Source organism: Agrilactobacillus fermenti, assembly GCF_047943045.1.
Taxonomy (GTDB): Bacteria; Bacillota; Bacilli; order Lactobacillales; family Lactobacillaceae; genus Agrilactobacillus; species Agrilactobacillus fermenti.
Map to the genome: position 1 here is coordinate 1,003,733 of NZ_CP181347.1, position 15,132 is coordinate 1,018,864.

Sequence of the window (15,132 nt, forward strand, 5' to 3'; positions counted from 1 at the left end):
ACTAAGATGCTAAATAGTTTTCATTTTATTGCAGCATTCGTTTGCTAATATTCGTTTTAGGTATGGTAATTAGCATTGATTTTGACATATTGATACGTGAGATCACAACCCCAGGCTTGGCCGCGAGCATTGCCGACATTTAGATTAACGACAATATTGATTTGATGCTGGGTCATACTATGGGCTAAAATTTTTGGATCACTGTTACTGGCTTGACTTTGTTCAACTAAAGGTATGCCATTCAGACTTAGATTCAAATGGGCAATATCTAATTTGGCGTCTGTTTGACCAATGGCCGCTACCAGGCGGCCCCAATTTGGATCTTGACCAAAAATTGCCGCTTTTACCAGATTTGAGCCAACGATAGCTTTGGCTACTTTTTTAGCATCAGCTTCATTGGCCGCATGCTCGACAGTTACTTCAACTAATTTACTTGCGCCTTCACCATCTTGGGCGATGGCTTTGGCTAGATAGACCATGATTTCATGGAATGCTGCCGCAAATTTTTCATAATTCTCTGTGGCCGGTTCAATTAATTGGTTTGCTGCCAAACCGTTAGCTAGCGCCACAACCATGTCATTGGTAGATGTATCACCGTCGACTGTGATTTGGTTAAAAGTAGTTTCTGTTTCCGTACTGAGCAGTTGCTGTAAAGTCTCGGCTTGAATATTTGCATCAGTAGTAATAAACCCCAACATCGTGCACATATTCGGGTGAATCATGCCAGAGCCCTTACAAAAACCACTAATAGTAACGATCTCGCCAGACAACTGTAATTGAACACTGATGGTTTTGCTGTGAGTATCAGTCGTTAAAACTGCAGAAGTGAGGGCGTCGTTTTTGGTTAACGCCAGTTTGTGGATACCAGCTGTTAACTTAGCCATTGGCAATTGTTCACCAATTAAGCCAGTGGATGCAATACCAACAAGATCTGGATCAATTGCTAATTGTGCCGCTGCAATTTCTTGAGTCAATTGCGCGTTTTTCAAACCCAAAGCACCTGTACAGGAATTAGCAATGGCGCTGTTCATGACCATCGCTTGAAGCTGATGGTTGGTTTTAATCAAGTGTGCGGTGGTCAGTGTTGGGGCAGCCTTGAATTGGTTTGTGGTATATACACCGGCAGCCTGAGCCGGTACTTTGGAGTACAGCCACCCAAGATCAAGCTTGTGCTTGCGTAAACCAGCATGGATACCATCACTGTAAAAACCAATTGGCCAAGTAAAATCAATTATTTGATAAGGTTGGGATAAATCCTCGAGAACTTGCATTTTAACGACCTCCTATAAGTTATAGTTTGTCATAGGCAAACCACTAGTTTCAGAAAAGTTAAATAGCTGGTTAAAGTTTTGCACGGCTGCACCAGCTGCGCCTTTAAGCAAATTATCAATGACGCTGACAATCATGATCACGTTGGTAATGGGATTATAGGTTAACCCAATAAGGCAATTATTAGTGCCGACCACCGTTTTTAAATCCGGCATTTGATCAGGGGGATAGACATTGACAAAGGGCTTGGTTTGATAAACACGTTGATAGATAGTTTTTAACGTATCTGCATTGTTTGCCAGTAGTTTTTGAAAAGCAGCTGTTGGCTTCACATAGATCGTGGCTAAAATGCCACGGTCTACTGGCAACAAGGTCGTACTAAATTGAATATGGGCTAAATTGGGATCCCAAGTTTGTAATTCTTGGATAATTTCAGGAATGTGCTGATGCTGATTAATCTTGTAAAGGCTTAGATTTTCATTGGCATGAACGTATTGATTACTTGACTTAGGCTGTTTACCAGCTCCTGTGACACCGGATTTGGCGTCTACAATGATGGTTTCATTATCAAGCAAATGATTTTGAACCAATGGTGCAAGGCCAAGCAGTGTTGCGGTTGCGTAACAACCGGGGTTGGCAATATATGTCTGTTCTGGGGTATCGAATTCTGGCAGATTATAATTTGTTTTCAGCAATGCCTCAGGGCTGGGAGCGGGTTTTTGATACCATTTTTCAAATTGATTTATATCTTGTAAACGATAATCACCTGAAAGATCGATCACCGGAAAGTCATGTTCAATAAAAGGGTTAGCTAATTTGGTACTCACACCAGCAGGTGTAGCGAAGAACAGGACATCATTATTTGCCATGATCGTTGCAGCATCAAAAGGCTGAATTGACACATATTCTTGGATTGATGGGTCTAAAAGATATTGGTGGGGCGTACCATCCTCATGGCCATATAGATTGATATTAGAGACGTATGGATGATGACTTAACAGTTGATAGAGTATTTTGCCGGCATAACCAGTGACACCGATAATTGCAACTTGCATATACATACCTTCTTAGCGTTTAAATGTGAATATTTATAAGTTGTTTTTAACCTTACTGCAATTAAATTCTAAAATCAAGTTTAAATTGCAAAAATATACATATTTTTGGTAAATATGGTATAAATAGTGCATATTTCGTTTTCAAATGATTTCTATTATTTTGAGTGTAAACGCTTGCTAAAATAATCAAAATCCATTAACTTAGGTAGCATAAGTTGAAATGTGAAAGGAAGGTCTATATTTATGGCAATTTTTCCAGCTTATAGCAAAGATGAAATTTTGGATTATTTAAAACAGCAGGCACCCCATGCCGAGATTCACGTGGCTGATGAGGTTGCTTTAAAATATTCGGCTAATGGTCGTGCCCAAGACAAAATAAATGGTCAAATTTTGGCATATGTGGCTGTAACTGACGTAGCTGACATTCAAGGTACCTTAAAAACTGCCCGCAAATATCACATTCCTGTCGTACCTCAAACGGGCGATACGAGTACTGTGATTGGTGCGGACGGTATTGATGGTGCTATTATTCTTTCATTGATCAAGATGAATCGAATTAAAGAAATCAGCAAAGATGATTCATTGGCCGTCGTGGAACCCGGCGTCATTAATGGGGATCTGGATCAAGTCGCGCGGGCCCAAGGTATGTTTTACGCCCCAGATCCTGGTTCCAAGCCAATTTCAACAGTTGGCGGTAATGTGGCAACCAATGCTGGTGGTATGAGCAGCGTGAAGTATGGGGTTACCAAAGATGCCATCCTAGGTTTGAAAGTTGTGCTAGCTGATGGACGCGAAATAAAAATTGGCGGGCGTACTTTTAAGCAGGCATATGGCTACGATTTGACCCATTTATTTATCGGTTCAGAAGGCACGCTTGGAATTGTATCTGAGATTACTGTGAAATTAAATCCGATCCCAGTTGGGACTTCCGTGATGGGGGTTGCTTTCTTCGAAAATATGACAGAATTGGCTAAGGCGGTCAAGGACTTGCGTATCTCTGGTATTTATCCCGTAATGTTAGAAGCTTTGGACGGGAAAACTGTCAAGGCGCTAGATAAATACGAGGGGACCAGCTATGCTAAAAGAGAAACGTCATCTATGTTGATCTTTAGATTAGATGCTGGTGGACAGGAAAGTTTGGCGATTGCCGAAAAAATCTTAAATGAACATCAGGCAGAAAACATCAGTGTGACAAGTGATCCCGTTGAGTCAGCCCGACTAATGAAATTACGGCAGGATATGCTGCCAGCTGTTTTTGCAAATGGCAATCATATTATGGAAGACATGGCTGTGCCGCTCTCTAAATTGCCTGAAATGATGGATTACGTTCAAGAAGTAGCCCAAGAATTGAATGTAGATGTTTATACTGCTGGCCACGCTGGCGATGGTAACGTCCATCCAAGTTTGATCTGGCAAGGCCAAGAAGAGCCGCCGGCAGCTGTGATCGAAGCAACTCGACGTATGTTTCGCAAGGCTCTAGCGTTGGGCGGCACGATATCTGGTGAACATGCAGTGGGCATGTCTAAAAATCAATGGACAAATGAAGAGCTCGGTTTTGATGTAGACGAGATTCAGCACCAAATTAAAAATTTGTTTGATCCACTCGGTATTTTGAATCCCAAACGGAAAATCAATTAAGTAACCACGTGAGAGTGCGACAAAAGGCGGTCAGTGGCCGAGCACTAACAAGAATCACGATAAATGGTAAGCTTTTCCATTTGAGTGATTCGTCGTTAGGTGAGGCCATTGCCTTTTGGAACACGTTTAAGCAATGAATATTCATAATTAACAGGTGGCTGACAACAAAACGTTAGTTTTGTCCAGCCACTATTTTTTATGGATGAAATCGTTTCATTTGTTGAAGTAATGGGTTAACATTGGAATTGAAACAAGTTGTTGTAAAGCAATAACCTGCCGCTAAATGGGGGTGCAGGAGAATATGAAGAGAATTATTGCTGTGATACCAACTGTACTAGTGATTGGCCTGTTATTTTATGCGTGGCTAGCACCAGGGCTAGCGACTGCAACACAAATAAATTTGGTCGTATTTAGTGTCGTTTTTTAGGCTTATATACATTTTTCACTGTCGCGGTTTCAAGTTTGGTTTATGGTTATCACAATGAGAAGCCACTAGCTAAGAATAAAAAAATTTTTCTCGGCTATATGTCTACAATCCTTGTGTTGGTGTTGCTTGGTTCGATTTATATGATGAATCATAATTAAAATTTAGACTTAAATTAAGCACAGAAAAAGGCTAAAAACAAAGTATAAATTTTGTTTTTAGCCACTTTTTAATTACGGATAATTTTGGTTAAAACGTGTGCCACTTTTTGTTAGTCACTTTTATTTTTGGTTTCTAACTGCACAAATTGGACGACAAATTTAACCAGGTAATACATTAAAATTAAGCCTAAAATAATAAAAATTGTAATTCGAATAAGATTGGTACTGAGAAATAACCAGATTAGTAAAAAGCCGAGTGCAATAATGACGGTATCCAATGAATCCGATTGTTTTTGACGGCGCCGCACGATAACCCCTCCTTGTTTTGCAAGTCAAAGGTGCTTAAGCCAACATTAATCAATGAAAACCTGAGTATGTAGATCAGAAAGATAAGTAAAATACGTTTCTTAGATTACCAATTTATTAAAAATATGGCAAGTGTGTTACAAAAAATTTCATGTTTTGGTCATAAAATAAATTAGTTTTGTTCACGTTTGTTCAGCTTGATTTCGGCTTGTATCGCTATTCAATAAATGGGTAAAATAAACGTAACATAGGAAGGTGATTAAGATGCGTCTACTGGTAACAGGTGGCTCTGGTTTTATTGGCAGTAACTTTATTCATTGCCTTTTACAGAGACACCCTGATAATTTTATCGTCAATTTGGATAAAATAACTTATGCCGCTAACCCTAATTCACTGGCTGACGTGGCTAGTCAAGCGAATTATCGTTTTGTTCAAGGCGATATCTTGAACACAGCGTTGGTCACATATGTGATGCAGCAGTATAAGTTGGAGGCTATCATAAATTTTGCCGCGGAATCCCATGTGGATCGCAGTATTACGGATCCTGATATTTTTGTGCAAACAAACGTTTTAGGGACGCAGCATTTGTTAGATGTTGCCCTAAAAATGAAGGTCAATCGTTTTTTGCAAGTTTCTACAGATGAAGTTTATGGTGAACTAGGTGAAACGGGACAATTTACAGAAAGTAGTCCACTCCAACCGCATAGCCCCTATTCTGCTGCTAAAGCAGCTGCCGATTTATTAGTGCAGGCCTATCATCGTACTTACCAGTTACCAACGAACATTACGCGTTGTTCCAATAATTACGGCCCTTATCAACATCCAGAAAAGCTGATTCCTAAATTTGTAACGCATGCTCTGACAAAGCAACCGCTGCCACTTTATGGTAATGGGATTAATGTGCGCGATTGGATCCATGTTCAAGATCATTGTCGGGCACTTTATTTGGTTTTGACACGAGGAAAGATCGGTGAAACTTATAATATTGGCAGTCATCATGAATTAACAAACCAAAAAATAGCCGAGCTCATTATACGTGAACTCGGCTTGAATTTAAACTTAATTAAATACGTGGCTGATCGGCCAGGGCATGACCAGCGCTATGCCATGGATCCAACTAAAATTGAGCATGAATTAGGTTGGCGACCACGAGTTGATTTCAAGCAAGGTTTAAAGCAAACGATTGCTTGGTATCAGAATCATTCAGAATGGTGGCAATATTTTGCAAAAGCGTAACTATTTCAAGCATTGATGAATTGTGTCAGATAATCCTGTAATTGGTGGTTATCTGCTAATTAGATAAAGTTATTGCTTTTTGGAATACAGTTAAGGTTAAATTATGCATTTAAAAAATCGATCAAATGATGGCCATGGCCAACTTCAGCAATAGAGTGGGCGTCAGAGCCATAGATTAGCGGAATACCAAAGGATTGAGCTAGTTTAATTAATTCGGGATAAGGATATACTTCATTACACCAAGGTTTATATAGACCAGATACATTGAAATCTAAAGCCCAATTCGTACGTTTCAACTGGTTGAAGAGCACGCGAACTTTGCGCATATTATGCTCATCAAAAACCAATGGCATCTGAAAATAATCTTGAAATTTTTTGATTAAGGTCATGTGTCCAAGACGTTTAGGTGCGTGGGGACCTAAGTCTGTCGTAACAGCCTGTTGTAAAGCATCTAAATAGTGACCGTAAATTGATTGCGCATCGGCTGTTTCTTGCCGAAAACCGGCTTGAAATTCAGTAGGGGTGTAATCAACACCATAAAATTTGGCATTTGTACCCTTCATGAAATGAACCGATAAGATACCATCATTTAGTTCGGCACCATATTCTTCAAGAAAATCACGGGTCCAGTCGATATGAGTCGGCAAAAAATCAAATTCAAAACCCAAGTTGATCTTTAAATCGTGCCGGTATTTATGTTGTAAGCTGTGTATTTTTTGTAAATAGGCAGGGACATCGGTTAAAGCCATCGCCCCAGTATCAAAAGTATCTAGCGCCCCACCCAGTTCTGCACGAAAAGCAGGTGGCAACGGCGCGTGTTCCGTCACAGAGTAAGACTTAAAACCGAGTTTGATAGCCTTTCGAATCATCAGTTCGACGTCATCGCCACTACCATGTTGGCAAAACTCAGTATGTGTGTAACCATCTTGGTTAGGTACCATTTGAACACCCCCTATTCTAACGGTTTATTTTTGACAGTTTGAGCATCAGCTTTACGATAAATGATTTGGTAAATCACGAACATCAATAAAAATACAATAATTGAAATACTCATCGCAAGGCGTGTGTCAGGATTGAATAGTAGAAAGACTAATATTCCAATAAAGAATAGCAGACTTAAATAATCACTAAATGGATAAAGGGGCATGGTAAAGTTAGCGACGCCTTTAGGATTTTTTTGTCGATATTTCAAATGGCACCAGAGTAGAATGAGCCACACTAAAACAAAATTAATGGTTGAGACACTGGAGATTAATGTAAAGATACTGGCAGGCATCAGGTAGTTCAAAACAACGATCACTAACAGGATCAACGTCGAAACATTTAAAGAAAAGTTTGGCACGCCATTTTTACCGAGTTGGGTAAATTTTGATGAAGCGTTCCCGCCTTGTCCTAATGCGTGTAAGGTGCGGCTCGTACTAAACAAACAACTATTGGTAGCGGACATTGCTGCTGTTAGAACAACAAAGTTCAAAATTGCGGCGGCACCAGGCACACCAATACCGGCAAAGACTTGGACAAAGGGGCTGGCAGAAGTTGTGATCTTATGCCAAGGATAGACGCTCATGATAGCAATCATTGAACCAACATAGAATAAACCAATTCGAATTGGCAAACTATTGATGGCTTTAGGCAAATTTTCGGCAGGATTGTCTGTTTCGCCAGCAGTTAAACCCACCATCTCAATCCCAACAAAGGCAAAAACAACCATTTGAAAAGACATGAGAAAGCCATAGCTGCCTTTGGGGAAAATACCACCATGATTAACTAAATTACTGAAACTAGCAGGGGCACCACTGACCCGGACGTGGCAAATAGCTAGGATAAAACCGACGGCCACCAGTAAAATAATCGCGATAACTTTAATCAAAGAAAACCAAGATTCCATTTCCCCAAATAACCGGACATTGACCATATTGGCTGCAAACAAGAATAGTAAGATGACTAAAGGAGCCACCCATTGAGGCAAATTTGGCAACCAATATTTAATGTAAATGCCAGTTGCTGTCAAGTCAGCCATGGCTAAACTGATCCAACAGAACCAGTAAGTCCAACCGGTAACAAATTCAAAGCGATCCCCTAAATAGGTTTTTACAAAATCAAGAAATGAATGTTTGTCAGTATCAGATAGCAGTAATTCACCAATAGCACGCATCATAAAGAAACAAAAGATGCCCACAATCAAATAAGAAAGGATGATTGAGGGTCCAGAAGTATGGATGGCACTACCAGAGCCCAAGAACAAACCAGTACCAATCGCACCACCAATAGCAATCATCTGAATATGGCGGCTTTGCAAGGAACGGGACAAGGTAGGTCGAACGGATGCTTGTTTTTGAGACATATTGTTTGCTCCTAAGGTTTAATTTCTAATACATGACAAGTGATTTATACGGCAAACGGCCAATAATGAACGAAAAAAAGCCCCTAGTACATTCCTGATGTACTAGGGGCGAATAGTAATTCGCGGTTCCACCCAAGTTTTACGAAAGTGATCGTATCTTTGATAGTTGCTAAAGGTAACCAACCTAAAATGAAACGCCATAAACCATACCGACTTTCAGCAAACGTCGGCTCTCTGCCATGAAATTAGATGACTTTCACTTTAAAACATCCAGACAAAAAAGTCAACTAGTAAAATTAAAAAATGATGAGTTATCTTAGTTTGGTGTTGCTAGATTTAATGGTTCATACATGGTTTCAATTGACAATTCAGTTGAATTGGCACATACACAGCTAAAAATAGTGGAAAGTGGCTGAGACAAAACTAACGTTTTTGTTTTCAGCCACTTGTTAATTAAGAATATTCATTACTTAAACGTATGCTAAAAAGGAATTTCCTCACCTAAAGACGAATCACTCAAATGGAAAATCCCACCATTTATCGTGATTTTTGTTAGTGCTCGGCCACTGACTGCCTTTTAGCTCATTCGCCATAGGGAATTCCCTAATAGTTTAAATAAACAGCCTTAAAAATTAGAAAAAGGATTGAATAATTAAAAAATAATGAGTATTATTATCTTTAATCATAATTTAAAGTGGGTGAACATTATGCATGAAAGTGATCAGTTACTATATGATCCACGCTACGAGCACGATGCTTGTGGTATGGGCTTTATCACACAGATGGATGGTCAAAAAAGCCATGATCTGATTGAAAAAGCTTTAACTATGCTGCATCGTATGAATCATCGTGGCGGTACAGGTGCTGAGCCTGATACTGGCGATGGTGCCGGTATCTTACTTCAAGTTCCCGATGAATTTTTTAGAAAAGAAGCACAAACGTTAACAATAGATTTACCATCGCTGGGTGATTATGCGGTTGGCCAGTTTTTTATGCCTAAACCAACAACTGAGCGCGATGCCGTCATTGCCTCAGCAACTGAAGAAATTGAAAATAGAGGTTTTCATGTTTTAGGACATCGCTTGGTCCCATTCGTTTATGATGCTTGTGGTCCGACAGCACAGCAGACAATGCCAAGTTTTGTTCAATTTTTCATTGCTCGACCGAATGACGTGGCTCGAGGACGACAGTTTGAGGACAGTTTATATGAACTCCGCCGTCATTTAGAAAAAAATTTTTCAGCTGCGACTGAACTAAGTATTGCTTCTTTGTCTAGTCGAACGATCGTTTACAAAGGTATGCTGCATGCTTATCAGGTTGGTCTTTTCTATCCTGATTTGCACGATGAAACTATGACTTCTGCCATTTGCTTAGTGCATTCACGATTTTCCACTAATACTTTTCCAAGTTGGGATCGAGCCCAGCCTTATCGTTATTTAGCTCATAATGGTGAAATCAATACCCTCAAGGGTGCTGAAAATTGGATGACTGCGCATAATATTGAAATCTATAATGAAGAGAACTCTGATTCTGCCAAATTAGAGAATTGCATGGAATACCTTTATCATCATGGTCGAGATATTCCTGAAGCTTTATTGATGATGGTGCCTGAAGCTTGGTCTAAAGCTAAAACAATGGACCCAAAGCAACGGGCCTTTGATGAATACAATGAAAGTTTTATGTCACCTTGGGATGGGCCAGCTGCACTTTGTTTCACTGACGGTGTCCAAGTTGGTGCTGCCTTAGATCGTAACGGGTTGCGACCTTCTCGTTATTTGATGACTAAGAGCGGTCTATTTGTGGTTGCTTCTGAATCTGGTGTTGTAGATATCAAGCCTGAAGATGTGGTCAAAAAGGGTATTCTTGGTCCGGCTGAAATGATTTTGGTGGATACCAATACGGGCACTTTTTTAGACACGCAAGCAATTAAAGCTAAGTATGCCAATCAGTATCCATTTGAACAATGGCTCAAAGACAATCAGATCGATTTGCAGCAACTACCCATAGCAACACAGCTAAAACCCATGAGTAAGACGGCTGTTCAAACGATGTGGCGCCGGAATGGTTACACGGAAGATATCATTCAAGATGCGATCATCCCAATGGCTACTAAGGGTGAAGAGCCAATTATCTCAATGGGGTTTGATTCACCATTGGCAGTTTTAAGCAAACGCCCGCAATCATTATTTACTTATTTCAAGCAACAATTTGCACAAGTGACGAATCCACCAATTGATGCTATTCGAGAAGATTACTTTATTGGTACAGAAATGTTTTTGGGTCAGGATAAAGATATTACCCGTAATATTCCAGAGAATGCCCGCAAAATTAAATTGGCTGAGCCAATTCTAGATGATGATCAATTTGCAAAATTGACGCATATTACTAAAGAAGATTTTAAAGCGGCAACAGTCAGTTTGGGCTATGCCAGTCAGGAACCGACAACACATAGTTTGGAACATGCTTTAGACGATATGTTTCGCCAAGCCGAATATGAAATTGATCATGGCGCGGCTTTGTTAATTTTATCTGATCAGGGCATTGATGAATCGCAATTGGTCATTCCCACATTACTGGCCACCGCGGGCTTAAATCATTATTTGGTAGAAAAAGGTAAGCGTGGTTTGGCTTCAATCATTGTAGCCAGTGCAGAACCTTGCGAGATTCATCATTATGCGACTTTGCTTGGTTATGGTGCTTCAGCAATTTATCCTTACGGTGCCTATGAAACTTTAAGATATTACGAGATGGCTGCCGCAATTCCTAAATACATCAAGGGATGTGTCAAAGGCATCATTAAAATTATGAGTCGCATGGGGATTTCTACCATAAATGGCTATCAAGGCGCTCAATTGTTTGAAGCCATTGGGTTATCTTCAAAAGTTGTCAATACTTATTTTCCTGGGACCCCAAGCCGTATCGAAGGTATCGATCTAATGACGATTGAACAAGAATACTATCAGCGTTATGAAAAGGCGTATGGCCCCGATCAAAAGGACCCACTTGCTTCTGGTGGCAGTTTCAAATATCGGACCACGGGAGAACATCACTTATTCAATCCAATTTCACTATTTAAATTTCAAGATGCTGTGCGAACAGGAAACTACAAGTTATTTAAAGAATACACAGCTGAGATGGATGCTGAAGCCCTTAAAACACCGACAACATTACGTTCAGTTTGGCATTTGAAGCCTAGTGAAACACCAGTGGCGCTTGCAGAGGTCGAACCAGTTTCAGAAATCGTGAAGCGTTTTAAGTCTGGAGCGATGAGTTATGGCGCCATTTCTGAAGAAGCTCATGAAACGATTGCTCAAGCCATGAACGAAATTGGTGGTAAGAGTAATTGTGGTGAAGGTGGCGAAAATCGGAATCGGTTCAAATTAAAAGCAGATGGCCGCAATCTTAATAGTAAAATCAAACAAGTTGCTTCGGCACGATTTGGTGTCAATGCCGAGTACCTTATGAGTGCGGAAGAAATTCAAATCAAGATGGCACAAGGGGCAAAGCCGGGTGAAGGGGGCCAATTAGCAGCCAGTAAAAATTACCCGTGGGTTGCTGAATGTCGTGGGGCCACACCAGGTGTACGGTTGATTTCACCACCACCACATCATGATATTTACTCCATCGAAGATCTTAAACAGCTGATCTATGACCTTAAACAAATCAATCCCTATGCTAAAATTACGGTTAAGTTAGTTGCCAGTACTGGCGTTGGTACAATTGCCGCTGGTGTGGTTAAAGCTGGCGCTGATAAAATTGTCATTTCCGGTTACGATGGCGGCACTGGTGCTGCACCAAGAACATCTGTCCGTGATGCCGGTTTGCCTTGGGAGATGGGTTTAGCAGATGCGCATCAAACCTTATCATTGAATCATTTACGTCAGCGGGCGACTTTAGAGACGGATGGCAAATTGATGACTGGTCGTGATATTGCCGTAGCGATTTTACTTGGTGCTGAAGAATTTAGCTTTGCTTCTTTAACGCTTTGTGCGATTGGTTGTATTATGATGCGGGTTTGCAGCTTAAATACTTGTCCAACCGGTATTGCAACCCAAAACCCTAAATTGCGTCAAAACTTTGTCGGCCGACCAGAAGATATTAAGCATATGATGTATTTCCTAGCCGAAAATTTACGGGAAATTATGGCCAAACTTGGTTATCGGACAATTGATGAAATGGTTGGGCATACGGAGCATTTACAGCCTCGGTTTATTCCAACTGGTAAGGCAAAGTTCTTGAATTTTGATCGTATTTTAGGCCAATCACTTGGTATCAAACGCAAACAAAAAGATCCGTTTGCTGAGAAATACCATTGGCAAGAATTAGACCAATTTGCCGAACAAGCCATGCAACAAATTGATGATACTGTCGTTAATCTACCAATCAATAACGTTCAAAGAGCAGTTGGAACACGTATGGGTGGTTGGATTGCCCAACATTTTGGCAATCAGACAGTTAAACCCGGAAAAATCAAGTATCACTTTACAGGCGTTGCCGGTCAGAGTTTTGGTGCTTTTATTACCCAGGGCCTAGAACTTAAATTAGTTGGTGAAGCTAATGACTATGTTGGCAAGGGGTTAAGTGGCGGCCGGTTGATCGTACAGGCACCTACAACCGCAGCTGATGTTTACAGTAACAGTCCAATCGTTGGTAACGTCGCTTGTTTTGGTGCTACCAGTGGTGAAGCTTATTTCAACGGTCGGGCTGGCGAACGTTTCTGTGTCCGTAATTCTGGTGCTGATGTTGTTGCTGAAGGTATCGGCGATCACGGCTGTGAATATATGACTGGTGGGCATGCCCTAATCCTTGGAACAACCGGAGCTAATTTTGGTGCAGGTATGTCTGGTGGCATTGCCTACGTTTATGACCCTGATCAGACTTTTAAACAACATGTGAATTTGGACATGGTCGACCTATTACCGTTAGATACAGCTGATCAAGCAAAGGTAAAAGACATGTTGGAGAAGCACTTAGAATATACGCATTCCGCCAAAGCACAAGAAATTTTAGATGCCTTTACTTATATGATTGCTGATTTTGTTAAAGTTTATCCTAAGGACTTCCATCGGATCAATGATATTTTAGCTAATTTGGCCAACGATGAAACGAAACAAAACGAAAGTCAGGATGCCATTTTAGAAGAAGCCTTTGAGATTGCAACAAATCAAAAGTAAGTAAGGAGGAAATGCCATGTCAGATCCGTTTGGTTTTATGAAATATGATCGTCAAGATAATCCTTATCGACCAATTAAGGACCGCATTAAAGATTTTAATGAATTAGAAGTCGAATTAGACGAAAAAACGCGGCGTGAGCAGGCAGCACGCTGTATGAACTGTGGGGTACCCCATTGTCATCATGGGATTTTCTATGGTGGTGGTCGTGCCGTTGGCGGTTGTCCTAATGACAATTTAATCCCAGAATGGCAGAATTTAATTTATGAACAACGAGATAAAATGGCTTTTCAACGGTTAACGTTGACAAATCCTTTGCCTGATTTTACCGGACTAGTCTGCCCGGCACCATGCGAGCTAAGTTGTAATGAAGCTTTACATGGTAAGGGGATTACGATCCGTAATAATGAACACTTTATTATTGAAACGGCTTTTAAACATAATTGGGTTAAAGATCAAGGCATGCCTGCTGTCCGCAATCATTTTAAAGTGGCTGTTGTTGGCAGTGGGCCTTCTGGTTTGGCAGCAGCATGGCGTTTAAACCAGCTCGGCTTTAATGTGACTGTTTTTGAAAAGTCGGATAAACCTGGTGGCTTGTGTATGTATGGCATTCCAAACATGAAATTGCCAAAAGCAATTGTGGCACGTCGAATCGCAGTAATGAAGGCAGTCGGTATCAACTTTAAAGTAAATACTGAAGTCGGTGTTGATATCACTAAGGCTGAGTTAAAAGCTAACTTTGATAAGATTATCGTCTGCATTGGTGCCGGCACACCAAGAGATATGGCCTTAGATCATGACCAGATAAATGAAGTTAAATTTGCGGTGGATTTCTTAACGCAAGCAACTAAGTCTTTGGAAAACAACGGTGTCAAAGCTGGTCAGAGACTAGCTGGTAAAAAAGTTGTCGTCGTTGGCGGTGGCGATACAGGAAATGATTGTATTGCAACTGCGATTCGTCTAGGTGCTACGAATATTAAACAACTGGAGATTACACCAGAGCCGCCAACACAACGGCCTGATGGTAATCCTTGGCCCGAATACCCGATGACCAAACGCGTTGGCTATGGGCAGGCGGAAGCAGAAGCAATTAATGGGCATACCATTTCTGAGTATGAAAAAACAATTACTGGGTTTCAAACTAAGGATGGTAAATTGGTGAGTGTCACAATTTCACAAGTGAAAAACTTTAAGCCAATTCCAGGCACAGCTGTAGAAGTACCTTGTGATTTAGTACTTTTAGCAATGGGTTTTACCGGGCCGCAAAAAAATGTATTAGAGTCTTTAGGCGTCGAAACAGTTTATGATAAATATCGGACAAATGATGCACAAATTTATGTTGCGGGTGATGCCCGCCGGGGGCCGTCACTGGTCATTTGGGCCATTCGTGAAGGTCGGCTTTGCGGACAAACTGTTGCTGATACCTTGGCCCGTGTAGAACAACGGCAAATGGTTTGACAGTAATCTGTGTATATTATTTGACATTACATTTAAAATAAACACCCGAGAATATGGATTCCATGTTCT

The 15,132-nt window shown here is 40.7% G+C and carries 9 protein-coding genes and 1 pseudogene; 5 read left to right on the forward strand and 5 right to left on the reverse strand.

Annotated features, from left to right (window positions below):
- Positions 1-56 precede the first annotated feature (56 nt).
- Together argJ and argC are read right to left on the reverse strand one after the other, a co-directional pair.
- The gene (gene argJ / locus ACNAN0_RS04935; protein WP_416354030.1) at positions 57-1,271 is read right to left on the reverse strand and encodes a bifunctional glutamate N-acetyltransferase/amino-acid acetyltransferase ArgJ; all 1,215 of its coding nucleotides are present in this window, start codon (positions 1,269-1,271) and stop codon (positions 57-59) included.
- 12 nt (positions 1,272-1,283) lie between these two features.
- Entirely contained in the window at positions 1,284-2,324 is a 1,041-nt protein-coding gene (gene argC, locus ACNAN0_RS04940) for an N-acetyl-gamma-glutamyl-phosphate reductase (protein ID WP_416354031.1), read from the reverse strand.
- A gap of 243 nt (positions 2,325-2,567) precedes the next feature.
- Here argC and ACNAN0_RS04945 point away from each other — a divergent pair, with 243 nt between their 5' ends.
- Both ACNAN0_RS04945 and ACNAN0_RS04950 read left to right on the forward strand, forming a co-directional pair.
- Positions 2,568-3,962, forward strand: coding sequence for an FAD-binding oxidoreductase (locus ACNAN0_RS04945; RefSeq protein WP_416354032.1), 1,395 nt, complete (start codon positions 2,568-2,570; stop codon positions 3,960-3,962).
- 435 nt (positions 3,963-4,397) lie between these two features.
- Positions 4,398-4,547: pseudogene (locus ACNAN0_RS04950) on the forward strand (LasU family protein); the annotation flags it as partial.
- Between the two features lie 110 nt (positions 4,548-4,657).
- On the opposite strand, the gene ACNAN0_RS04955 reads toward ACNAN0_RS04950, so the two are convergent.
- Positions 4,658-4,855: a hypothetical protein gene (locus ACNAN0_RS04955; protein ID WP_416354033.1), complete on the reverse strand. Its 198-nt coding sequence runs from the start codon at positions 4,853-4,855 to the stop codon at positions 4,658-4,660.
- A gap of 262 nt (positions 4,856-5,117) precedes the next feature.
- Here ACNAN0_RS04955 and rfbB point away from each other — a divergent pair, with 262 nt between their 5' ends.
- The gene (rfbB, locus tag ACNAN0_RS04960; protein ID WP_416354034.1) at positions 5,118-6,089 is read left to right on the forward strand and encodes a dTDP-glucose 4,6-dehydratase; all 972 of its coding nucleotides are present in this window, start codon (positions 5,118-5,120) and stop codon (positions 6,087-6,089) included.
- A 101-nt stretch (positions 6,090-6,190) separates the two neighbouring features.
- Here the strand turns inward: rfbB and hisJ are convergent, their stop codons facing one another.
- Together hisJ and ACNAN0_RS04970 are read right to left on the reverse strand one after the other, a co-directional pair.
- A complete protein-coding gene (gene hisJ / locus ACNAN0_RS04965; protein WP_416354035.1) occupies positions 6,191-7,030 on the reverse strand; it encodes a histidinol-phosphatase HisJ in 840 nt (279 codons plus the stop codon).
- An 11-nt stretch (positions 7,031-7,041) separates the two neighbouring features.
- Positions 7,042-8,433, reverse strand: coding sequence for an amino acid permease (locus ACNAN0_RS04970; RefSeq protein WP_416354036.1), 1,392 nt, complete (start codon positions 8,431-8,433; stop codon positions 7,042-7,044).
- Positions 8,434-9,131: 698 nt separating this feature from the next.
- Between ACNAN0_RS04970 and gltB the strand changes: the two genes are divergently transcribed.
- Positions 9,132-13,607: a glutamate synthase large subunit gene (gene gltB, locus ACNAN0_RS04975; RefSeq protein ID WP_416354174.1), complete on the forward strand. Its 4,476-nt coding sequence runs from the start codon at positions 9,132-9,134 to the stop codon at positions 13,605-13,607.
- Positions 13,608-13,623: 16 nt separating this feature from the next.
- Positions 13,624-15,063, forward strand: coding sequence for a glutamate synthase subunit beta (locus ACNAN0_RS04980; protein ID WP_416354037.1), 1,440 nt, complete (start codon positions 13,624-13,626; stop codon positions 15,061-15,063).
- Positions 15,064-15,132: the final 69 nt, after the last annotated feature.

Bases quoted from the DNA above. Each gene is read 5' to 3' on its own strand.
- argJ (WP_416354030.1), bottom strand. From the start codon at position 1,271: ATGCAAGTTCTCGAGGATTTATCCCAACCTTATCAAATAATTGATTTT.
- argC (WP_416354031.1), bottom strand. From the start codon at position 2,324: ATGCAAGTTGCAATTATCGGTGTCACTGGTTATGCCGGCAAAATACTC.
- ACNAN0_RS04945 (WP_416354032.1), top strand. From the start codon at position 2,568: ATGGCAATTTTTCCAGCTTATAGCAAAGATGAAATTTTGGATTATTTA.
- rfbB (WP_416354034.1), top strand. From the start codon at position 5,118: ATGCGTCTACTGGTAACAGGTGGCTCTGGTTTTATTGGCAGTAACTTT.
- hisJ (WP_416354035.1), bottom strand. From the start codon at position 7,030: ATGGTACCTAACCAAGATGGTTACACACATACTGAGTTTTGCCAACAT.
- ACNAN0_RS04970 (WP_416354036.1), bottom strand. From the start codon at position 8,433: ATGTCTCAAAAACAAGCATCCGTTCGACCTACCTTGTCCCGTTCCTTG.
- ACNAN0_RS04980 (WP_416354037.1), top strand. From the start codon at position 13,624: ATGTCAGATCCGTTTGGTTTTATGAAATATGATCGTCAAGATAATCCT.